Source organism: uncultured Rummeliibacillus sp., assembly GCF_934216135.1.
Classification (GTDB): domain Bacteria; phylum Bacillota; class Bacilli; order Bacillales_A; family Planococcaceae; genus Rummeliibacillus.
In genome coordinates, this window is record NZ_CAKQBI010000013.1 from 46111 (window position 1) to 66688 (window position 20578).

Sequence of the window (20578 nt, forward strand, 5' to 3'; positions counted from 1 at the left end):
AAGAAAATGTGATTTTTTTTAGAGATTTTAAAGATAAAAATGTCAATACTTTGACAATCTCTAAAACCATTCGTATGTTTTTACTTTCAGAATAAATGAAATAAAATGTTTCAATATATTCTTCCATTTCCATAATAGACCATGTATAATATTGCTAACAAGTATAGAGCGGTCATTACTTGTTTGGTAGAGAGGAGGTAAAATGTCATTTACTGAAACAATAATAGAACAAAAATCGATACAATTATTGCAAAAAGCTATTGATTTTGGCGCATCTGATTTACATTTAATGCCTTCGAAGGAGCAGTACAGCGTTTATTTTCGAAAATATGGACAACTTAAATCAGTTGGACAACTTCCCCAAGATATAGGAGATCGGATGATTTCTTATTTAAAATTTTTATCCTCATTAGACATAAGTGAAAAACGTAAACCCCAAAGTGGCTCATTCGAGCAAATATTCAATGACAAACATATTTCTTTTCGTGTTTCTACCTTACCTTCTGTGTATTTAAAAGAAAGTTTAGTTATTCGGTTAATGTTACAGAATCGAACATTACCAATTTCAGAGTTGAGCTTATTTCCTCATTCTGCTAATCAGCTAGTCGAACTTGTAGAGAGGCCTCAAGGGATTCTATTTATGACTGGACCAACTGGATGTGGGAAATCGACGACTTTATATTCTCTTATTCATCATCTAGCAACAAAGCATCAAAAGCATATTATTTCTTTAGAAGATCCTGTTGAAAACAACCAATCTGATTTGCTACAAATACAAGTAAATGAAAGAGCGGGAGTAACTTATGCAGTTGGGTTAAAAGCAATTCTAAGGCATTCTCCGGATGTTATTATGATTGGAGAAATAAGAGATCGTGAAACTGCACAAATAGCAATCGAGGCCGTGTTAACAGGACATCTAGTAGTGACGACAGTGCATAGTAAAAATACTGTTGGTTGTTTATACCGTTTATTAGATTTAGGGATTTCTTTAGAAGAACTTAAACAAACTGTTTTAGGTGTCGTTGCCCAAAGATTGGTTCATTTGAAGTCAACTCAAAAAGCTACTGCTGTTTTTGAAGTGTTATCGGATGGTTATTTAGCTGAAGCTTTTCGAGCAATCGAATATGGTCGTACTTATGAACTTCCATTAGAAAATACATTAGAAGGTCAAATTGAAAAGGGGGTTAAGCTAGGTGCTATTACCCTTCATCCAAAAGAATAATTGGATTGATAAATTTGATTTGATAAAAGAAAAACGGATAAAAGAGCCAGCACAATTGTTAAAGAAAATGAGTGTCTTATTAGAAGAAGGTTATACTTTTTCTGATTCTTTGTTTATGTTATTACCACATCATAAGAAAAATAATACAGATATTGAAATAGAGATAAAGGAAGCATTACGTAATGGGGCTTCAATGACTGAAGTACTTGATTTGTTAAACTATCCTAAAATTCATCTTATGACCATATTGGTAGCCGAAGAATATGGGAAAACTGTACAAGCTTTAGAAACTGTTGCGTTACAACTGGAAAAAAAGGAACAAAACAGACAAAGACTTATTAAGCTGATGATCTATCCTACGATTCTTTTTGTATTTCTTATAGTACTTTTCTTAGCATTTCGAACATATTTTCTACCGAATATGACATTTATGATGAATTCTCAAACGACTGAAAAACAGCTTGATTTAAAATTATCTGCATTTTTTTTACATTTGCCTGATTTGTTTATCACAATGGCAATCGTTTTACTAGTTTTATTATTTTTATTGTGGAAATGGTTAAGAAAAAGAACTATTGAAGATCAAATTGAATTTCTGTTGAAAATTCCTATAGTTAATCGGCAATTTAGATTGCAAATAACTAGACAGCTCTCATATGAACTTGGTGGTTTAATCGAGAGTGGTATGCCTATGCAAGATGGGTTAGAGCTATTACAAAAACAGTCCATGCAACCTTATTTGTCAAAGGTAGCTGAAAAGATTAAACAAAGAATTTTTTATGGAGATTCTTTATCTAATGCTGTTACTCAAGAAGATTTTTTTTATAAAGGATTTTCAGAACATGTTCTACATGGTGAACAGGGTGGGAACTTAGGACGTGAATTGCAAATCTATAGCGAATTTCTAACGGAACGCACAGAAAATAGTATTAAAAGAATTTTAGCTTTAATACAACCGTTACTTTTTGTTATCGTCGCACTTTGTATATTAGGAGCTTATCTAGCTATTTTGTTACCTATGTATAAAATGATGGAGCTTGTTTAAAAAGGAGGGAGTTTTTTGGGACAAAACGGCCAAAAGGGGTTTACTCTAATTGAGATGCTTATTGTTTTATTTATCATTTCCGTGCTTATCTTAATTGCGATACCAAATGTTACAAAGCATTTTGCAACTGTTGATAAAAAAGGTTGTGATGCTTATGCCAAAATGGTGCAAGGACAAGTAGAAGCTTATCGAATTGACCAAGGTAAATACCCTGCAACAGTAGCTGAATTAGAAAGTAAAGATTACTTGAAAACAAGTGATTCTAAAGCCTGTGAAGGGAAAAACATTACCATTAGTGACGGTAAAGTAGAAGTTGCAAATTAAACAACTTTTAAAAGGTCAAGAAGGTTTTACCTTTATCGAAATGTTACTTGTTTTAGTAATCACCATGCTTATATGTTCAATTGGTATAAACGTTGGAAAGCAATATATGGATAGGCAAGAAGAAAACCGTTTTATGGAACAGTTAAAGTCTGATATTGAAATGACGCAAGCACTCTCCTTTCAATATCAAACACCCGCTAGTTTCTATATTTATGAGAGTTTAAGGGAAATTCATATTTATGCAAATGGTTATGATATGGTTAAGCCTTTGGTCATAAGAAAATACCCCGAAAATATAAAATTTAATCTAAAAAGCAATATGGACCATGTATTATATACCGAAAATCAAACTGTGTTAAAAGCTGGAACAATTAAATTCACTGTGAATGGTAGAAATAAGGAAGCAATTGTATATATAGGAGAAGGAAGAGTGAGAATTGTACAATGAAAAAGGACATTCGCTGCCAGAGTCATTATTAACACTTGTAATTGTCATGCTAATATTCGGGACATTGTTGCCATTGTTTTATCGTCTCGAAACTTCGTTATATGAAAAAAAGTTAAGTATGCATGCGGCAGAAGCAGCCCTATATGCTGCTGGTAATATTAAAAAGTTCAAAAAATATGAAGGTCAAATTATGATCGATGACATTACTTATTTTTGGGAAGGGGATGAGCAACAAATTTGTGTTGTGTATACAAGTATTCAAGAAGAAAAGCTATGTGTAAACAAAAATTAGGATCTCAACGATGCGAAAAAGGATTTACATTATTAGATTCGCTATTGCAACTTATGATTTTAGTGCTTTTTGCTCATTTCTTCCTTTTGTTTTTTTCATGGTATGCACAAAAAAATAACGGCATGTTTAATAATGATGAGTTACATTGGGAACTTTTTGCTTTTCAACTTCAAAAAGAATTAACACATTCAGAAATGTTTACTTATAATCCTAAATTATCAAAAATAATTTATTCAACAGATCGAGGAGACCTAAGTGTTTCGAATATGAGTGGTGAGCTTAGGCGAGGGCTTGGCTATCAACCACTATTATTTGGAGTTGCTCAATTAACGTTCGATTATTCAGAGTATATTCTTAAGATGAATGTTAAGTTTCATGATGGCACAGAAAGGAGTAGAGAGTATATTGTCGCAAATTTCGAAGAATGAAAGAGGATTCTTATTGCTGACAGCTATGATTTTCTTAGCTTTTTGTACCAATATTTTACTCACAGCTGGAGTTGCTTATGATTCTCGCTACCGTGCGTATAATGCATTAAAAATAGCTGCAATCGATCAAACAAAAGAAGTTTTATACTCCATGGAAAAAGAAAAAAATGATGGAAGTACAGAAATCATAGAAGAACATAAACAATAATAGTGGGTTAGAAAATATAAAAAGTATATAAGTTATCTTTATTTTTACAACATATAGTCAAAAATTTTGACATAATCTTCTAATTTACTTATATTTCTTCTTATCCTTGAATGAATTATTGGAATCGATTAGTGTTCATGCTACTATTAATAAAAAGTAATAGTTAGTTGTAAGGCAGTCGAATGGGTAAGAAGGTGAGAAGATGAGAAAAGTATATTTGGTCGGCTATATGGGATGTGGGAAAAGTGCAATTGGCAGAAGACTCAGTTATTATTTAAGAATGCCTTACTATGATATGGACAAAGAAATCGTACGACGGGAAAAAATGACAATCCCTGAGATTTTTGAACAAAAAGGTGAAGCCTATTTCCGAAAAATAGAAACGGAATTTTTAACTACTTTCAGAGATGAATTTTGCATTATTTCAACTGGTGGAGGAGTTGCAGTTAATGCAGAAAATCGTAAAATAATGCGACAAACAGGTCTAGTATTATTTTTAGACGCAACATTTCCTGATATTTGGAAGAGAATTCATAAAGACAAAAATCGTCCCATTGTCCAGCGTTCAACTAAAAAAGAGTTAGAAGATTTATATTATCAGCGTAGGAGATTTTATAAAAGTTCAGCACATATTACAATTCGTACAGAAGGACGGTCTTTAAGACAGATTGTAGAATATGCAGCATATCAGGTGAATAGATTAAAAGGCGAATAATTTTTTGTCTGCATACTGTTATAATTCGCTTTTTAAAGATGTTTATAAAAAATATTGCAAGTTATTTCATTCAATGTTAGGATGTAATCAAGCAATCCTGTTATAGAACATTGATATGTGAATAATATCAAGATGATTATTCTTGGGCGGATGATTGTACGGGGAGAGAATGCATTGAATGCATCGCCGAAGGAGCAAGTAGTAAAATACTATGAATCTCTCAGGCAAAAAGACTCGTACGGGACGCAACTCTGGAGAGCGCTATTATTAGCCACCAAAGAGGCCAGCCGTAATGGTTAAACTTTCAGGTGCATGGACAGAGAAATCCTTATAAGGGGTTTCTCTGTCCTTTTTTTGTTGAAATGGGAGAGACATTTAAAATCATTATATACTTTGGCAACAAGTTAGAGTTTGGCTAAAGTAAATAGGGTTGTCTCATCGGGGCTGTGGTAGCTGGTTAAATTATATTTATTAGGAGGAAGTACATGGGAACGGATTTAAAGCATACACCATTATTTGAATCTTATAAAAAGTATGGTGGGAAAACAATTGATTTTGGCGGATGGGATTTGCCAGTGCAATTCTCCTCTATTAAAGCTGAACATGAAGCAGTTCGCACAAAAGCTGGATTATTTGATGTTTCACATATGGGAGAAATTTTTGTTGAAGGTTCAGAAAGTTTAGCTTATTTACAAAAACTTGTGACAAATGATGTTTCCAAAGTGGCAATTGATCAAACTCAATATACAACAATGTGCTATGAAGATGGCGGTGTTGTAGACGATTTACTTATATATAAACTTGCAGAAAATCGCTACCTATTGGTCGTGAACGCTGCGAATATTGAAAAAGATTTCGAGTGGATGAACAAACAATTGTTTGGAAATGTAGAACTGACAAATCGTTCATCAGAATTTGGACAATTAGCACTCCAAGGCCCACTAGCTGAAAAAGTTTTACAGAGATTGACCGAAACTAATTTACAGGATATAAAGCCTTTCCGTCTGAAACAACATGTAGTCATTAAGGGATATGATACATTAGTATCTCGAACAGGATATACTGGCGAAGATGGTTTTGAAATATACGCTTCAAATGAAGCGACAGTTGCACTTTGGGACATTATTTTAAGTGCAGGCGAAGCGGAAGGTGTAATTCCGTGTGGTTTAGGGGCGCGTGATACTTTGAGATTTGAAGCATGTCTTCCGCTATACGGTCAAGAATTGTCAAGTACCATTTCCCCGCTTGAAGCAGGTATTAACTTTGTTGTGAAATTGAACAAAGAAGATTTTAATGGTAAAGCAGCTCTAGTAGCTCAGAAGGAGAACGGGGTAGCGCGTAAAAGTGTAGGGATTGAAATGATTGACAAAGGAATTCCTCGCCATGGTTATAAAGTGTTTAAAGGTGATGAAGAGATAGGTGAAGTAACAACAGGTACACAATCACCATTGACGAAACGTAATATCGGTTTAGCACTTATTAAAAGTGAATACGCTGAAATCGGGCAAGAATTAGAAGTTGAAATACGAAATCGTCGTTTGAAAGTAAAAACGGTTGAAACACCGTTTTATAAACGCCAAAAATAGGGAAAAGAAGAGAGGGCTTACTGCATGAAACATCGTTATTTACCAATGACTGAACAAGATCAGCAAGAAATGCTAAAGGTGATTGGCGTTTCGTCTGTTGATGAATTGTTCGAAGACATCCCAGAAAAAGTTCGATTTAAAGGTGAATTAAATCTAAAACCTGCAAAATCGGAATCAGCATTATTAAAGGAATTGGCGCAACTTGCAAAACAAAATGCAAATAGTGATGAATATGTATCGTTTTTAGGTGCAGGTGTATATGACCACTACAAACCCGTAATTGTAGACCATGTTATTTCTCGTTCAGAATTTTATACAGCTTATACACCATATCAACCAGAAATATCACAAGGTGAACTACAAGCAATCTTTGAGTTCCAAACAATGATTGCTGAATTGACAGGCATGGACCTTGCAAACTCTTCTATGTATGATGGTGGAACTGCTCTTGCCGAAGCTGGTATGTTGGCAGCAGGACAAACAAGACGTAAAAAGATACTAGTATCAGATGCTGTTCATCCAATCGCGCTAGATGTTGTGAAAACTTATGCATACGGTCAATCAATCGAAGTTGTGAATGTTCCACTAAAAGATGGTGTTACGGATTTAGATGCTCTAAACAACTTGATTGATAATGATACTGCAGCAGTTATGGTTCAATATCCTAATTTCTATGGTCAAATTGAAAACGTTCAAGCTATTTCTGATGCAATTCATGCAGTAAAGGGAATTTCTATCGTATCAGCTAATCCTCTAGCTCTAGCTATTTTAACTCCACCAGGTAAAATGGATGCAGATATTACAGTTGGAGATGCGCAACCTTTTGGTATTCCAGAAGCCTTTGGCGGACCGCACTGCGGTTACTTTGCAACAACAAAGAAACTAATGCGTAAAGTGCCTGGAAGATTAGTCGGTGAAACAGTTGATGAAGATGGACGTCGTGGTTATGTACTTACTCTACAAGCACGTGAGCAACATATTCGTCGTGAAAAAGCAACATCGAATATCTGTTCAAACCAAGCTTTAAATGCATTAGCTGCATCTGTAGCAATGACTGCACTAGGTAAAAAAGGCGTCCAAGAAATGGCTAAACAAAATATTTTAAAAACACATTACGCTAAAGAAGCCTTTGAAAATGCGGGATTTGAAGTTCCTTTCAAAGGACCACATTTCAATGAGATTGTTGTCAAAGTGGAAGGCTCTGTTCAAGCATTAAATGATGCATTATTCGAAAAAAATATTATTGGTGGATTTGATTTAGGAAAAGTGAGTCCTGAACTTGAAAATCATATTCTAATTGCAGTCACTGAACAACGTACAAAAGAAGAAATCGACGCACTCGTGCAAGAAATGGGGGCTCTACAACATGCATAAAGAAAACCAACCACTTGTTTTTGAATTATCTAAAGAAGGCCGTGTAGGCTATAGCTTATCAAAAGTAGATGTACCGGAAGTAGAACTATCAACTATCTTACCTTCTGAGTTTATTCGTACAGAAGAAGCTGAACTTCCAGAGCTTTCAGAATTAGATATTATGCGTCATTATACTGCACTATCTCGTCGCAATCATGGTGTAGACTCTGGTTTCTATCCACTTGGTTCTTGTACGATGAAATATAATCCAAAAGTCAATGAAAATGTTGCAAGATTCCCAGGCTTTGCTAATATACATCCATTGCAAGATGAAAAAACAGTTCAAGGTGCTTTAGGGCTCATGTATGACTTACAACAACATCTGATTGAAATTACCGGAATGGCTGAAGTAACATTGCAACCTGCAGCTGGTGCTCATGGGGAATGGACAGCGCTAATGATGATCCGTGCTTTCCATGAAGCAAATGGAGAAACTGGTCGTACAAAAGTTATCGTTCCAGACTCAGCACATGGCACAAACCCAGCATCTGCAAATGTTGCTGGATTTGACATCGTCACTGTGAAATCAGATGAAAATGGCTTAGTAGATTTAGAGGATTTACGCAAAGTTGTCGGTCCTGATACGGCAGCATTAATGTTAACAAATCCTAATACTTTAGGTCTTTTTGAAGAACATATCCTTGAAATTGCAGAAATTATTCATGGCGTTGGCGGTAAAGTTTACTATGATGGGGCAAATTTAAACGCTGTTATGTCTAAAGCAAGACCAGGTGATATGGGATTTGACTGTGTACATTTGAACTTGCATAAAACATTTACCGGCCCTCACGGTGGTGGAGGCCCAGGTTCAGGTCCTGTAGGTGTAAAAGAAGATATGATTCCATTCCTTCCAAAGCCTGTTCTAGTTAAAACAGAAAATGGCTATCAATTTGACTATGACCGTCCTCAATCTATCGGGCGTGTAAAACCTTACTATGGTAACTTTGGTATCAATGTACGTGCATATACTTATATTCGTTCAATGGGCCCTGATGGCTTAAAAGCTGTCACTGAAAACGCAGTGATCAACGCAAACTACATGATGCGTCGTTTACAACCATATTACGAATTGCCATACAATCGTCATTGTAAACATGAATTTGTGTTAAGTGGAAGTCGCCAGAAAAAACTAGGAGTCCGTACGCTCGATATAGCAAAAAGACTGTTGGATTTTGGTTATCATCCACCAACAACTTACTTCCCATTAAATGTGGAAGAAGGGTTAATGATAGAACCAACAGAAACTGAATCTAAAGAGACGCTAGACGCTTTCTGTGATGCTATGATTCAAATAGCAAAAGAAGCAGAAGAAACGCCTGAAATCGTACAAGAAGCACCTCATACGACTGTAATAAGCCGTTTAGATGAAACACGAGCTGCACGCCATCCAGTTTTGAAATATGTAAAACCAAATGAAACGGTAGAAGTATAAAAAGAATAATCGATTTAATCTGAAAGTAAAGACGATTCACTCCGATAATCATATTGGAGATGAATCGTCTTTTTATTGAATTTTATAGTTCCTTTAGTATGTCGAAATTCCTGGATTTTAATTTGAAAAGAGAAATAAAATCGAAAAAATGGAGTTTCTTCCTATTATATATACCCAGGAAATGAAGTGGGAAATAAAATCTTAACTAATTGCGTATGAAAGAGCAGTATTATGCTTAAAATGGAAATGCCTAGTACTAATGAGGATCTCAGGAGAGCGATTCTTCAAGTTAAAGTTTTAATTCAAAATATAAAAAATATTACTTTTTACTGAATATATAAATGGTTCAACTAATTCTAAAAAGAAAAAGAAAGCCATTTCATATTTGAAATGACTTTCATATTTTTAGAAGAAAACTATTTGACTTTAATTTTACCGTGCCAGTTTTTGTAGCCGCCTTCTAATTGATACAATTCATTGTATCCTTTTTTCTTTAAAAATAATGCAGCACGTGCGCTACGGCCAGCATTTTGGCAGTAAAGATAAACCGGTTTATCTGGGCGAAGCTCATGATAACGGTTGCGAAGTTGAGTTGTTGGTAGGTTACGAGCACCTAAAATGTGTCCACCTTCAAATTCTTTTAATTCGCGAACATCGATTAGTTGCGCTTTACGATAACCTTTTTTAAATTCTTCTTCATTTAAAGTAATTACTGCTTTTTTTAAGCGTAATGCGTTAATTAGTGCGTAAATAATAATTACGCCAAGGATGATTAATATTGTATATAACCAACTCAAGTTGCCTTACCCCTTTCTATCTATAAATAATATTATAAAAGAAGAACTAGCGATAGTCCAATGACTTTGTTAAAATAGAAAAGTTGATATAAAAGGGAGACGATAAAATGACAAATAAATGGTATTTTATTAATTCAGGTCCATGTAGTCCAGCATATAATATGGCTCTAGATGAAGCGCTTCTACATTGGCATAGTAAAGGTTTAATTCCACCAGTAATTCGATTTTACGAATGGAATCCTGCAACACTCTCTATCGGATATTTTCAACAAGCAAAAAAAGATATCAATTTCGAACAATTACATAGATTGAATTTAGGATTTGTCAGACGCCCAACAGGTGGACGCGCAGTCCTACATGAGCATGAGTTAACTTATAGTGTCATCGTGTCAGAAGACTATCCAAATATGCCTAAAACGGTCACTGAAGCTTATAAAGTGATTAGTGAGGGATTATTATTAGGGTTCAGAAATTTAGGCTTAGATGCGTATTTCTCTATTCCTGATACAGAAGAAAAAAGAGATATTTTAAAGAATCCAAAAAGTGCAGTTTGTTTTGATGCTCCTAGTTGGTATGAACTTGTTGTAGAAGGAAAGAAAGTCGCTGGTAGTGCACAAACTAGACAAGAAGGCGTAATTTTACAACACGGTGCTATTTTAATCGATTTAGATGATGAAAAATTGATATCACTTTTCAATTTTCCATCAGACGCATCGAAGGAACGCATGCGCAAACATTTACCACAAAAAGCAGTGGCTATCAATCAATTAGCAAATCGAAGAGTAGATGTAGAAACTTGTACTAAAGCATTCCACAAGGGATTTGAAGATGCTCTTCATATTGAGTTGATCCCTTATGAATTGACACAAGAACAAAAGGATTTTGTTGAAAATCTTGCAAAAACAAAGTATGCAACAGATGAATGGAATTTCAGAAAATAGTAGGTTTTTAGTCTTATTTTTTGTGGTAAAAAGACGAAAAATCCTAAAAAACGCGATATAACAACGTTCTTTGAAAAAAAAGACCATTTGCTTTTCTAATCAATATATAGTATCGTATTTAAATGTAAATATACTATATATTGTGTTTTGCTATAAGAATAGGGGGCGGATGGTATGGTACTTGCATCGCAACATCATCATCAGACAATCGACATTAAACAATTAAACAAAGACATTCAACAATTTCCTCAAGTTCATTCCATCACAGAGGATATGCATATTACTCATAAAGGTGTATCTAGACTTGTGATGATTGACCGTTATTCTTTTAAAGATACTGAAAAGAAAACGTTAAAAGCTGGGGATTTTGTTGTTTTAACAGTAAAGGCAGATCCGAAGTTCCCTGCTCGTGGACTTGGTTATATCGTTTCAATCGATGAAACAACTAAAAAAGCAAAAATCTTAATCGAGGAAGACTATCGTAGTGCAATTGATGATCCAGAAGAACAAGCTTCAGGAATTGTTTCTCGTTCATTAGATGTTATTGAAAAACCTTTAGAAGTCTTTTATGAACAAATAGCTAAACGTAATGCTACAGGTTTAGCATCTGTTGAAAAGACAGAAGAAAAACGTAAAGAATGGTATCAAAAATTTTATAAACAGCTTGTAAATTTAAACTTCATCCCTGCCGGACGAGTTATTTATGGAGCAGGCTCCGGTACGGATGTTACATATTTTAACTGTTACGTAATGCCATTTGTTGCTGATTCACGTGAAGGAATAAGTGATCACCGTAAACAAGTAATGGAAATTATGAGTAGAGGTGGCGGTGTTGGCACAAACGGTTCAACATTAAGACCGCGTAATACATTGGCTCGTGGTGTAAATGGTAAATCATCAGGTTCTGTATCATGGTTAGATGATATTGCGAAATTGACACATCTTGTAGAACAAGGCGGATCACGTCGCGGTGCTCAAATGATTATGTTATCTTGTACGCATCCTGATATCTATGAATTTATTATTTCTAAAATGCAAAATCCACGTATATTGCGATTCTTAATCGAAAATACAAAGGATGAAGAGATTAAACGTCTTGCAAAAGAAAAACTTAAATTCACACCATTAACAGAACAAGAAAAGGCTATGTACCAAGGAATCATAAATTATAAAACAATTCCTGGTTTCGGCGGATTTAATGAGGGTATTTTCAAAGATGCAGAAGCAAAACTAAGAGATGGCGGAACTTATACAGTTAACAACCCAGAATTCTTAACAGGTGCCAATATTTCTGTCACATTGACAAACGAATTCATGGAAGCTGTTGAAGATAATAAAGAGTTTGAGCTACGTTTCCCTGCAGTTGAAACTTATGACGAAAAAGAAATGGCAATTTATAACGAAGAATGGCATAAATGTGGCGATGTTCGTGAATGGGAAGCTATGGGACATGCTGTTCGTACATATCGTACGATTAAAGCACGTGAGCTTTGGAATTTAATCAATATCTGTGCTACCTATTCAGCAGAACCTGGTATTTTCTTTATCGATAATGCCAATGAAATGACAAATGCAAAAAGTTATGGACAAAAGGTTGTTGCAACTAACCCTTGTGGTGAACAACCATTAGCGCCATATTCAGTTTGTAACCTAGCTGCAGTAAACCTAGCTCAGTTTGCAAAGAAAGACACAAAAACAGTGGATTTCGAAGCACTAAAAGAAACAGTTAGAGTAGGCGTACGCATGCAAGATAACGTAATCGATGCTACACCATACTTCCTTGAAGAAAACCGTGTACAAGCACTAGGAGAACGTCGTGTAGGACTAGGTGTTATGGGTCTTGCGGATTTACTTATCTACTGTGAAAAAGAATATGGATCTGAAGAAGGTAATATCCTAGTAGATGAGATCTTTAAGACAATTGCTATTACAGCTTACGAAACATCTACAGAATTGGCAAAAGAACGCGGTAGTTTCCCATTCTTAGTAGGCGAAACGGAAGAAGATACAGCTGTTCTTCGTAAACGTTTCACAGAAACAGGTTTTATGAAAAAAATGCCAGAATATATACGTCAATCAGTAGTAGAAAACGGTATTCGTAATTCTCATCTATTAACAGTTGCACCTACTGGTTCTACTGGTACAATGGTGGGCGTCTCAACAGGTTTAGAACCTTACTTCTCATTTACTTATTATCGTAGTGGACGACTTGGTAAATTTATCGAAGTAAAAGCAGATATTGTCCAAGAATATTTAGAAGCACATCCAGAAGCGGACGAAAATCATCTACCAGAGTGGTTTGTGACTGCAATGGAATTAGCTCCTGAAGCACATGCAGATGTACAATGTATCATTCAACGTTGGATTGATAGTTCAATTTCTAAAACTGTTAACGCCCCACGCGGTTATACTGTAGAACAAGTTCAAAAAGTGTATGAACGTCTTTATAAAGGTGGCGCAAAAGGCGGTACAATTTATGTTGATGGAAGTCGTGATTCTCAAGTGTTGACATTAAAAGCCGAAGAGAATCATATGGATGAAACAGTAGTTGAAGAAAAAGTAATTGAAAAACGTCCAGTTGTTCTTGTAGATACTATTCAAGATCTACGTTCTACTAACGTAACAATTGGTTCAGAAGTCGGAAATACTTGCCCAGTATGTCGCAAAGGGACAGTTGAAGAATTAGGTGGCTGTAATACTTGCACAAACTGTGGTGCTCAACTAAAATGTGGATTATAAAATAGACAAAATTAGAAAGGGCATGTATGAAAATTCCTTTTAAGATATGCCCTTTATGATAGATGGTAGAGTCTTGATTCGACCGGCGCAGGAGTATTACTTCATAGCGGATATTTGTTCTAGAAAGAAGGTGGCTGCCTCATAAGTTTTATGCTTATGGGACAGTCCTTTTTTAATAATTAAAGGAGCTGAAAAGATGAATATATTATGGGACTTTGACGGTACAATTTGTAATACATACCCAGCATATGCAAAGCTTTTTTGTCAAATGATTAATAAGAATGTAAGTTATGACGAAGTATTACAACATTTGAAGATATCATTTTCTAATGCGTTTGAATATTTTCAATTAACTAGCAAAGAGATTGAAGATTTTATGAAACAAGATGAACAGTTGGATGTTTCTAAATTGCCTCCATTTGCAAATATTGAAAATGTACTTAGACTAGCAGATCAAAATGTAATTATGACGCATAAAGACAAAGCAACAGTAGAGAAAGTTCTTCATCACTATAATCTTGCACAATACTTTTCTGAAATTGTGACACCAGAAGATGGGTACCCCAGAAAACCAGACCCTGCATCTTATGAATATTTACATCGAAAATACGACTTAACATTAGCAATTGGTGATCGAGAACTCGATTTAATACCTGCTAAAAAAGTAGGGATTTATACTTGTATGTTCCAAGGGGAAAGTGAGGTAGCCGATTTCTATATTACTGATTATGCAGAGTTTAATAATACTTGGATAAAATTCAAAGGGAAACAAAAGGAACCTTTTCGACATTAATATATTATATGATTTCAAATACTCTAAACGGACCTAAAAGCCATATTGAGATTTCATAATATTAATACTTCTTGTAATCCTTTTCATGTTAAAATAAAAGGAACTGCAAGGAGTTGAAACACATGTACAATAAAATTGCTGGCTTAATCTTTCCAGCTTTTACGATGCTGACATTAACTGTATTAGCAATGTTCGGTCTTTTCGGTGAAGGTGATGTCAACAAATCCTTCTTTCTATTAGGGATAGTCATTATTTTTCCTTTAACATTCTTAATACAGGGGATATCATGCGCAACTAATAATATTAATCCTTTTTTGGCTCTACTCGTATCTTATATAGCATTTACGATAGTTATTCTTTCATTTTTAAATAGTTCCGCTTGGGGATATTCAATCTATTATTTAGTATTTTGGCTAGTCGGTTTCTTTGGAGCAAAAGGTATGAGAAAGTGGAGGAGTCGAAAGAAATAAAAAATGCAAGGTGCTGTTAAGCGCCTTGCATTTCTTTTTGTTCTGGGATTTTTGTCGGATCCTTTTCAATTTCTAATAACTTATTAAATGAAGCGATTGCCACTTCTACTTGATCGTCTTTAGGTTCCTTTGTTGTTAAAAGTTGTAACCATAATCCTGGATAACCTAAGAAACGAAGCACCGGGATATTACGGCAAGCATTTGTGGCTTGTAACACCTCGAATGCTACACCAAGCACAACTGGTATTAGTAGGATGCGGTCCACAATTCGTAGCCAAAATGGATCTGTTGGTACTAAGAAATAGATGAACATCCCTACAATTACTGTAAAGAGCATAAAACTACTCCCACAACGATAATGAAGGCGAGATTGTGCTTGAACATTTTCTACTGTCAATGGTAGCCCGTTTTCAAAGCAGTTAATCACCTTATGCTCAGATCCATGGTATTGGAATACACGTTTTATCAGTGGTGTTAATGATACAAAATATATGTAACCTAGTAAAAGAATAAGCTTAAATCCACTTTCCAGTAATATCTGTGCAGTTTTCCCAGGAAGCCAAGTGTGAAATAGTTGTGCAAGAAATACTGGGATTAACGTAAAGATGAATTTTCCAAAGATGAAAGATAAAATACCGATAGCAGCAACACCGAGCCATACTTCTAGTTTTGAGCCCTCTTCTTTTTCTTCTGTCTCTTCTTCACCTGGATTTACACCATATCTAGCACTCGCAAAGTTTAAGTGTTGAGAACCATTAGCTGCTGATTCTATTAACGCGATAATCCCGCGGATAAAAGGGATTTTTTTAAGCTTTTTTAATTTTGGATTTGCTTTCCGAGCCACATAAAAGTATTCGATAGAATTGTCATTTCGACGAATAGCAGATACTGTATGTTCTCTACTGCCCATCATGACACCTTCAACCAAAGCTTGTCCTCCATATACGGGAGGATTTGATTGTTTTTTCACGATTTACACCGCTCTCCTAGAATATATATTAAAACTGCTTTCATTGTACCAAAAATTTCATAGAAAGCTCTAGGGAAAGCATATTATTATTGGATTTTGTCTATCCTTTTGACGAAGGAGGGGTTATTTTGAGGTTTTATGTGTATTTATGGACTATTTTATCAAGTTCTCTCACGTTTTTGTTTTCGCTAAAAATATTGCATGTGTTTAAATTTATAAAATTTTCACCAATTGGTTGGGCGGAAAATTTGAATGTATATGATCACGCCCATCCACTTGTTAAATGGTTTATCCTTTGGATATTTATAATGGTGATTATTGCAATTTTATTTGCATTAGGTGAATTAATGAAAAATATTAAAATGAATTTTATAGCTATTTTGTTAGCGGCTTTGTTTGTGTGGCTAATTGAGTGGTATATGCAAAAAACGCCTAATATCCATAAATTTTCAATTCCATTAAGTGTGATTATCGCGATACACCTTCTGTGGATATTAGAAACTGCCTCATTTCACGCCAAAGTTAGAAGCTTAGATTCTCGAAATAAATTGCCCAATTCCGATCAATAATGTGCTAAAATAAGAATATTATGAAAAGGAACATATTGGGGGGATTTCTGGATGAAATATTTAGTTTTAAATGGTCCAAACCTGAATCGTTTAGGTAAAAGAGAACCTACAATTTACGGTTCTGAAACTTTACAAGACATTGAATCACAGCTAAAAAAGCTTGCAGAAGAATATGATGCAACAATTGAATGTAAGCAGTCGAATTATGAGGGACAGTTAATAGATTGGATTTATGAAGCTGAAGATTCAGGAGTAAATGGAATTGTATTTAATCCAGGTGCTTATACTCACACTAGTATTGCATTAAGAGATGCAATTGCTGGTGTGGATATCCCAGTAGTTGAGATTCATATTTCTAATGTACATAAGCGCGAGGAATTCAGACATCACTCGTATCTTGCCCCCGTTTGTGTAGGACAAATTACAGGACTTGGTACATTTGGTTATCAAGCTGCATTACGAATGTTTTTAGAAGCAGAAAGAGGGGAATAGACAACGATGGAAAAATTAGAAAAATTACGTAAAGCACTTCAAAAACAAAACTTGGATGCATTATTAATCACCAATGATTACAATCGTCGTTATATGACAGGGTTTACTGGAACAACAGGTGTTGCGATTGTATCACTTAATGATGCTGTATTTATCACAGACTTTCGTTATACAGAGCAAGCGAGCGAACAAGTAAAAGGGTATCGTATTGTTGAAAACAAAGGTACGATCATGCAAGAAATTGCTAACCAAGTACAATTGATGGGTATAAAAACACTCGGATTTGAAAAAAATAACGTAACCTTTGAAATGTATGAAATCTATTCTAAGCTAATTTCAGCTGATTTAGTGGGCGTTTCTGGAATTGTTGAAAATATTCGCTTGATAAAGAGCCCAGAAGAGATTAAAATTATTAAGGTCGCTTGTGAGATTGTGGATGCCACATTCGAACATATTATTCAGTTTATCAAACCAGGAAAAACAGAACTTGAAGTTTCTAACGAAATGGAATTCTTCATGAGAAAACTTGGTGCCACTTCATCTTCATTTGACACCATTGTTGCTTCCGGTTTGCGTTCGGCATTGCCACATGGCGTTGCAACTGATAAAATAATTGAAAAAGGTGATTTAGTCACTTTAGACTTTGGTGCTTTATACAATGGCTATATTTCTGATACAACACGTACAGTTGCTGTTGGTGAACCTGCTGATCAACTAAAAGAAATTTATCAAATTGTTTTAGAAGCTCAATTACTTGGACTTGAACAATTCAAGCCTGGTATGACAGGCATTGAAGCGGATGCAGTTGCACGCGATTATATTAAGAAACATGGCTATGGAGATGCATTTGGTCATTCAACAGGCCATGGGATTGGTTTAGAAGTACATGAAGGTCCTGCATTATCAATGCGCTCAAGTGTAGTATTAGAACCAGGAATGGTCGTAACTTGCGAACCAGGGATCTATCTACCAGGTATTGGCGGCGTACGTATTGAAGATGATACGCTTATTACAGCGACTGGCAATGAAAAATTAACTCATGCCCCTAAAGAATTAATCATCTTATAATTTAATATTGGAGGATATTTAGAAATGATTTCAGTAAACGATTTTAAAACAGGATTAACAATCCTTGTTGATGGTAACCTATTCCGAGTTATCGAATTCCAACATGTAAAACCAGGTAAAGGTGCTGCTTTCGTACGTTCAAAATTACGTAACCTACGTAATGGTAACGTTGCAGAAAAAACTTTCCGTGCTGGTGAAAAAGTAGAAAAAGCACAAATCGATACTCGTAAAATGCAATATTTATATGCTTCAGGTGATTCATATGCATTCATGGATATGGAATCATACGAACAAATTGAACTTACAAAAGAACAATTAGAATATGAACTACAATTCTTACTAGAAAACATGGAAGTATTCATCATGATGTTCGAAGGTGAAATCCTTGGTATCGATCTTCCAAATACAGTAGAACTTACAGTAGCAGAAACTGAACCAGGTATTAAAGGTGATACTGCAACTGGTGGTTCTAAACCAGCAACTCTTGAAACTGGCTTAGTTGTAAACGTACCATTCTTCGTTAACGAAGGCGATAAATTAGTCATCAACACTTCTGATGGTTCTTACGTTTCTCGTGCTTAATTAAATCAGCACAACAGTAGAAAAAAATAAGGATGCTGAGGCATAGTTTGTTTCAGCTCATAAAAAGGGGAATTGCGATATGCAATTCCCCTTAGTTTTTTTAAATTGAAAATATGCGATGAGGGAATCTACTCTTATCGCATATTTTTTCGTTAGAGACATTCATGCAAAGATATCAGTTTTTAAACCTGCACCTTTTTGCAGACAGAAAATCACAGTGACACTTTCTTTTTTGCATATTTTTTTTAGCTATACATAAATTGAAATGAGAGGAGGGACGACTTCGGAACTTCAAGATTTATTACGAATTGCTGGCATAGGACTTGTCTTAGGATTATTGCATGTTTTCTTTGAACAAACAGGGAAAAAAGAGTTTTCATTTTTTCTTAATTTTATTGCTTATTTATATATAACTATAGAATTATTAAGATTTATGCGTCTCTTCTTTGATGAGATCATTACATTTTTCCAATGGTTGATGACGTCATAGATGGTGTTCTTATTCTTTATATTGCTGTCACTTTTGCTTTTGGTAGGTATACAAATGACGTCACCGGCACTACATCGGTTATTAGCCATTGTATACTTTTTTATATTATGTAGTTATTTAATGATGCGAGTAGTACTACCTTTTTGGCAAAGATTAAAGACATTTTACTTGTTTGATCTACCTTTTTTGCCTTTGATATTAGGTAGTTCCTTGCTCTATTTATGCTCTATTATCATTTCAGAAATCCTTGAAGAAAACGATTATAGTAGTATTGCTTTTATTAGTCATCTTGCTATTAAAATTTGGATTGCTACACTTTGGTTGGACAAGTTAGGTGAACTTTTAAAACAATGGGAAAAGCTATTAGTGCCATAGGGAGGGTGGGGAAATCGAACAACTAACTGCATTTTTTTTAGAACCTTTTAAAGAACAAATTTTTTCACTACGTTCTTTTTTTCTATACGCATTCCTGTTTCTATGTATTAATTGGCTTATTCCATCAATGAAAGAGTGGACAAGATTTTTCTTTTTAATCGTTGTCATCATGGTCACTATTCGTCCTGTATTTGATGCATTCGATGAAATGCGAAATATAACAAACCAATTGATGCATATTTATGTTGTGTTATCCCCATTGTTAACTTCATCTTTGCTTCTTGGATCAGGACTATTTTCTGTTTTAGCGATTAGTCCTGTTTTTTTGATGTTTTTACAAACAATTTTAGTAGTTGTTTCTAAATTTTTAATCCCTATGTTAATAGCTGCATTTGTTTTTGATTTTATTACTAGAATGTTGCCGGATTTATCATTTGCGAAGATGTCAGATTTTCTACGAATGTCAGTATTAAGTATTGTCTCTGCATCTGTTGTTGTCTACACCATGTTACTCGCAGCAAATGGTGTCATTGCCGGATCTTTTAGTAATGATATATCTGAACCTATTAAAAGACTTATACAGCAGAATATACCGATTATTGGATCTCTCGTGACAGAATCGCTCAATACATTTAAAACGTATTCTTCTACTGCTATTGTGACGACAAGCACTGGATTATTAATCTCAGTTTGGGGAGTAACAATCATACCAACCGTTAAGATTTTAGTCTTAGGGTTTAGCTATCGATTTATGGCTGCAGTTTTAGAACCATTTACGGATAGCAAGGTGAATGGCCTCATCGAAGATATTAGTAAAACACTCTTTATATTATGTGCGGTTTCTTTTTTAATAGCGTTTGCTTACTTTTTTACTATTATGATGGTAGTTCTAATGATACAAATGCAAATTGGCAGGGGAGGAGCATAGTAAAGTGTCTAGCTTCTTGTTTGGCTTATTGATATACAGTATTATCGGGAAAATTATCCTATTGCTCATTCCAAAAGATTATGAAGAGGAATCCAATATTCTATTAAAAATGTTTGTCGCATTATATTGTATAAACTATTTCTTTTTATAACTAGTTTTGCATATTGTGTACAAGACATTCATAAGATGAACTAGTTGTTAATGTATTGAAGGAGGAGATGTCCTTGGAAAAGCACCAAACATCAAAAAAA

General features: G+C 34.8%; 24 protein-coding genes and 1 riboswitch. Of the genes, 22 read left to right on the forward strand and 2 right to left on the reverse strand.

What is annotated here, in order from left to right; translation table 11 throughout:
- The first annotated feature begins 202 nt into the window (after positions 1 to 202).
- The 11 genes from comGA to gcvPB all read left to right on the forward strand — a co-directional run bounded on the left by comGA (position 203) and on the right by gcvPB (position 9113).
- The gene (gene comGA, locus Q0977_RS10270) at positions 203 to 1222 is read left to right on the forward strand and encodes a competence type IV pilus ATPase ComGA (RefSeq protein ID WP_124218285.1); all 1020 of its coding nucleotides are present in this window, start codon (positions 203 to 205) and stop codon (positions 1220 to 1222) included.
- Complete coding sequence (comGB, locus tag Q0977_RS10275; protein ID WP_119416336.1) at positions 1194 to 2267, forward strand: competence type IV pilus assembly protein ComGB; 1074 nt, start codon at positions 1194 to 1196, stop codon at positions 2265 to 2267. The genes comGA and comGB overlap by 29 nt, the downstream gene beginning before the upstream one ends.
- A 15-nt stretch (positions 2268 to 2282) precedes the next feature.
- Positions 2283 to 2591 carry a competence type IV pilus major pilin ComGC gene (comGC, locus tag Q0977_RS10280; RefSeq protein WP_255416317.1) on the forward strand — a complete coding sequence of 103 codons (309 nt, stop codon included), beginning with the start codon at positions 2283 to 2285 and terminating at the stop codon, positions 2589 to 2591.
- On the forward strand, positions 2581 to 3039 hold the full coding sequence (gene comGD / locus Q0977_RS10285) for a competence type IV pilus minor pilin ComGD (protein WP_119416335.1): 459 nt from the start codon (positions 2581 to 2583) through the stop codon (positions 3037 to 3039). Before comGC ends, comGD begins: the two co-directional genes overlap by 11 nt.
- Positions 3029 to 3331 carry a hypothetical protein gene (locus Q0977_RS10290; RefSeq protein ID WP_119416334.1) on the forward strand — a complete coding sequence of 101 codons (303 nt, stop codon included), beginning with the start codon at positions 3029 to 3031 and terminating at the stop codon, positions 3329 to 3331. Before comGD ends, Q0977_RS10290 begins: the two co-directional genes overlap by 11 nt.
- The gene (gene comGF, locus Q0977_RS10295; RefSeq protein WP_119416333.1) at positions 3313 to 3759 is read left to right on the forward strand and encodes a competence type IV pilus minor pilin ComGF; all 447 of its coding nucleotides are present in this window, start codon (positions 3313 to 3315) and stop codon (positions 3757 to 3759) included. The genes Q0977_RS10290 and comGF overlap by 19 nt, the downstream gene beginning before the upstream one ends.
- Complete coding sequence (locus Q0977_RS10300) at positions 3737 to 3967, forward strand: hypothetical protein (protein ID WP_124218288.1); 231 nt, start codon at positions 3737 to 3739, stop codon at positions 3965 to 3967. The genes comGF and Q0977_RS10300 overlap by 23 nt, the downstream gene beginning before the upstream one ends.
- A gap of 202 nt (positions 3968 to 4169) precedes the next feature.
- Complete coding sequence (locus tag Q0977_RS10305; RefSeq protein ID WP_119416331.1) at positions 4170 to 4682, forward strand: shikimate kinase; 513 nt, start codon at positions 4170 to 4172, stop codon at positions 4680 to 4682.
- A 150-nt stretch (positions 4683 to 4832) separates the two neighbouring features.
- A riboswitch (glycine riboswitch) is annotated at positions 4833 to 4928 on the forward strand.
- A 239-nt stretch (positions 4929 to 5167) separates the two neighbouring features.
- Positions 5168 to 6268, forward strand: coding sequence for a glycine cleavage system aminomethyltransferase GcvT (gene gcvT, locus Q0977_RS10310; RefSeq protein WP_124218289.1), 1101 nt, complete (start codon positions 5168 to 5170; stop codon positions 6266 to 6268).
- Positions 6269 to 6292: 24 nt separating this feature from the next.
- Positions 6293 to 7642 (forward strand): aminomethyl-transferring glycine dehydrogenase subunit GcvPA, encoded by a 1350-nt coding sequence (gcvPA, locus tag Q0977_RS10315; protein ID WP_124218290.1) that lies wholly within the window; start codon positions 6293 to 6295, stop codon positions 7640 to 7642.
- Positions 7635 to 9113 (forward strand): aminomethyl-transferring glycine dehydrogenase subunit GcvPB, encoded by a 1479-nt coding sequence (gcvPB, locus tag Q0977_RS10320; RefSeq protein WP_299513418.1) that lies wholly within the window; start codon positions 7635 to 7637, stop codon positions 9111 to 9113. Before gcvPA ends, gcvPB begins: the two co-directional genes overlap by 8 nt.
- Positions 9114 to 9529: 416 nt before the next feature.
- Here gcvPB and Q0977_RS10325 read toward each other — a convergent pair whose 3' ends face one another.
- Entirely contained in the window at positions 9530 to 9910 is a 381-nt protein-coding gene (locus Q0977_RS10325) for a rhodanese-like domain-containing protein (RefSeq protein WP_119416327.1), read from the reverse strand.
- Between the two features lie 107 nt (positions 9911 to 10017).
- Between Q0977_RS10325 and Q0977_RS10330 the strand changes: the two genes are divergently transcribed.
- The 4 genes from Q0977_RS10330 (at position 10018) to Q0977_RS10345 (ending at position 14853) form a co-directional block, all read left to right on the forward strand.
- On the forward strand, positions 10018 to 10851 hold the full coding sequence (locus Q0977_RS10330; RefSeq protein ID WP_119416326.1) for a biotin/lipoate A/B protein ligase family protein: 834 nt from the start codon (positions 10018 to 10020) through the stop codon (positions 10849 to 10851).
- 174 nt (positions 10852 to 11025) lie between these two features.
- Positions 11026 to 13590 (forward strand): vitamin B12-dependent ribonucleotide reductase, encoded by a 2565-nt coding sequence (locus tag Q0977_RS10335; protein WP_299513430.1) that lies wholly within the window; start codon positions 11026 to 11028, stop codon positions 13588 to 13590.
- Positions 13591 to 13786: 196 nt separating this feature from the next.
- A complete protein-coding gene (locus Q0977_RS10340; RefSeq protein WP_119416324.1) occupies positions 13787 to 14383 on the forward strand; it encodes an HAD-IA family hydrolase in 597 nt (198 codons plus the stop codon).
- Positions 14384 to 14505: 122 nt separating this feature from the next.
- Positions 14506 to 14853: a hypothetical protein gene (locus Q0977_RS10345; protein WP_119416323.1), complete on the forward strand. Its 348-nt coding sequence runs from the start codon at positions 14506 to 14508 to the stop codon at positions 14851 to 14853.
- Between the two features lie 16 nt (positions 14854 to 14869).
- Here the strand turns inward: Q0977_RS10345 and Q0977_RS10350 are convergent, their stop codons facing one another.
- Entirely contained in the window at positions 14870 to 15766 is an 897-nt protein-coding gene (locus Q0977_RS10350; RefSeq protein ID WP_119416340.1) for a DUF1385 domain-containing protein, read from the reverse strand.
- Between the two features lie 146 nt (positions 15767 to 15912).
- Here Q0977_RS10350 and Q0977_RS10355 point away from each other — a divergent pair, with 146 nt between their 5' ends.
- From Q0977_RS10355 to Q0977_RS10385, 7 genes are all read left to right on the forward strand, one after another.
- Entirely contained in the window at positions 15913 to 16392 is a 480-nt protein-coding gene (locus tag Q0977_RS10355) for a hypothetical protein (protein ID WP_147414510.1), read from the forward strand.
- Between the two features lie 51 nt (positions 16393 to 16443).
- Positions 16444 to 16884: a type II 3-dehydroquinate dehydratase gene (gene aroQ, locus Q0977_RS10360; RefSeq protein WP_119416321.1), complete on the forward strand. Its 441-nt coding sequence runs from the start codon at positions 16444 to 16446 to the stop codon at positions 16882 to 16884.
- A gap of 6 nt (positions 16885 to 16890) precedes the next feature.
- A complete protein-coding gene (locus Q0977_RS10365) occupies positions 16891 to 17952 on the forward strand; it encodes a Xaa-Pro peptidase family protein (RefSeq protein WP_299513438.1) in 1062 nt (353 codons plus the stop codon).
- Between the two features lie 24 nt (positions 17953 to 17976).
- Positions 17977 to 18534 (forward strand): elongation factor P, encoded by a 558-nt coding sequence (gene efp, locus Q0977_RS10370; RefSeq protein ID WP_119416319.1) that lies wholly within the window; start codon positions 17977 to 17979, stop codon positions 18532 to 18534.
- A gap of 265 nt (positions 18535 to 18799) precedes the next feature.
- Entirely contained in the window at positions 18800 to 19024 is a 225-nt protein-coding gene (locus Q0977_RS10375; protein WP_119416318.1) for a SpoIIIAC/SpoIIIAD family protein, read from the forward strand.
- A 54-nt stretch (positions 19025 to 19078) separates the two neighbouring features.
- Positions 19079 to 19399 (forward strand): hypothetical protein, encoded by a 321-nt coding sequence (locus tag Q0977_RS10380; RefSeq protein ID WP_119416317.1) that lies wholly within the window; start codon positions 19079 to 19081, stop codon positions 19397 to 19399.
- A 127-nt stretch (positions 19400 to 19526) separates the two neighbouring features.
- Positions 19527 to 20327, forward strand: coding sequence for a stage III sporulation protein AE (locus Q0977_RS10385; RefSeq protein WP_119416316.1), 801 nt, complete (start codon positions 19527 to 19529; stop codon positions 20325 to 20327).
- Positions 20328 to 20578: the final 251 nt, after the last annotated feature.

Bases quoted from the DNA above. Each gene is read 5' to 3' on its own strand.
- comGA (WP_124218285.1), top strand. From the start codon at position 203: ATGTCATTTACTGAAACAATAATAGAACAAAAATCGATACAATTATTG.
- comGF (WP_119416333.1), top strand. From the start codon at position 3,313: ATGTGTAAACAAAAATTAGGATCTCAACGATGCGAAAAAGGATTTACA.
- Q0977_RS10305 (WP_119416331.1), top strand. From the start codon at position 4,170: ATGAGAAAAGTATATTTGGTCGGCTATATGGGATGTGGGAAAAGTGCA.
- gcvT (WP_124218289.1), top strand. From the start codon at position 5,168: ATGGGAACGGATTTAAAGCATACACCATTATTTGAATCTTATAAAAAG.
- gcvPA (WP_124218290.1), top strand. From the start codon at position 6,293: ATGAAACATCGTTATTTACCAATGACTGAACAAGATCAGCAAGAAATG.
- gcvPB (WP_299513418.1), top strand. From the start codon at position 7,635: ATGCATAAAGAAAACCAACCACTTGTTTTTGAATTATCTAAAGAAGGC.
- Q0977_RS10330 (WP_119416326.1), top strand. From the start codon at position 10,018: ATGACAAATAAATGGTATTTTATTAATTCAGGTCCATGTAGTCCAGCA.
- Q0977_RS10335 (WP_299513430.1), top strand. From the start codon at position 11,026: ATGGTACTTGCATCGCAACATCATCATCAGACAATCGACATTAAACAA.
- Q0977_RS10340 (WP_119416324.1), top strand. From the start codon at position 13,787: ATGAATATATTATGGGACTTTGACGGTACAATTTGTAATACATACCCA.
- Q0977_RS10345 (WP_119416323.1), top strand. From the start codon at position 14,506: ATGTACAATAAAATTGCTGGCTTAATCTTTCCAGCTTTTACGATGCTG.
- Q0977_RS10350 (WP_119416340.1), bottom strand. From the start codon at position 15,766: ATGATGGGCAGTAGAGAACATACAGTATCTGCTATTCGTCGAAATGAC.
- aroQ (WP_119416321.1), top strand. From the start codon at position 16,444: ATGAAATATTTAGTTTTAAATGGTCCAAACCTGAATCGTTTAGGTAAA.
- Q0977_RS10365 (WP_299513438.1), top strand. From the start codon at position 16,891: ATGGAAAAATTAGAAAAATTACGTAAAGCACTTCAAAAACAAAACTTG.
- efp (WP_119416319.1), top strand. From the start codon at position 17,977: ATGATTTCAGTAAACGATTTTAAAACAGGATTAACAATCCTTGTTGAT.
- Q0977_RS10375 (WP_119416318.1), top strand. From the start codon at position 18,800: ATGAGAGGAGGGACGACTTCGGAACTTCAAGATTTATTACGAATTGCT.
- Q0977_RS10380 (WP_119416317.1), top strand. From the start codon at position 19,079: ATGACGTCACCGGCACTACATCGGTTATTAGCCATTGTATACTTTTTT.
- Q0977_RS10385 (WP_119416316.1), top strand. From the start codon at position 19,527: ATGAAAGAGTGGACAAGATTTTTCTTTTTAATCGTTGTCATCATGGTC.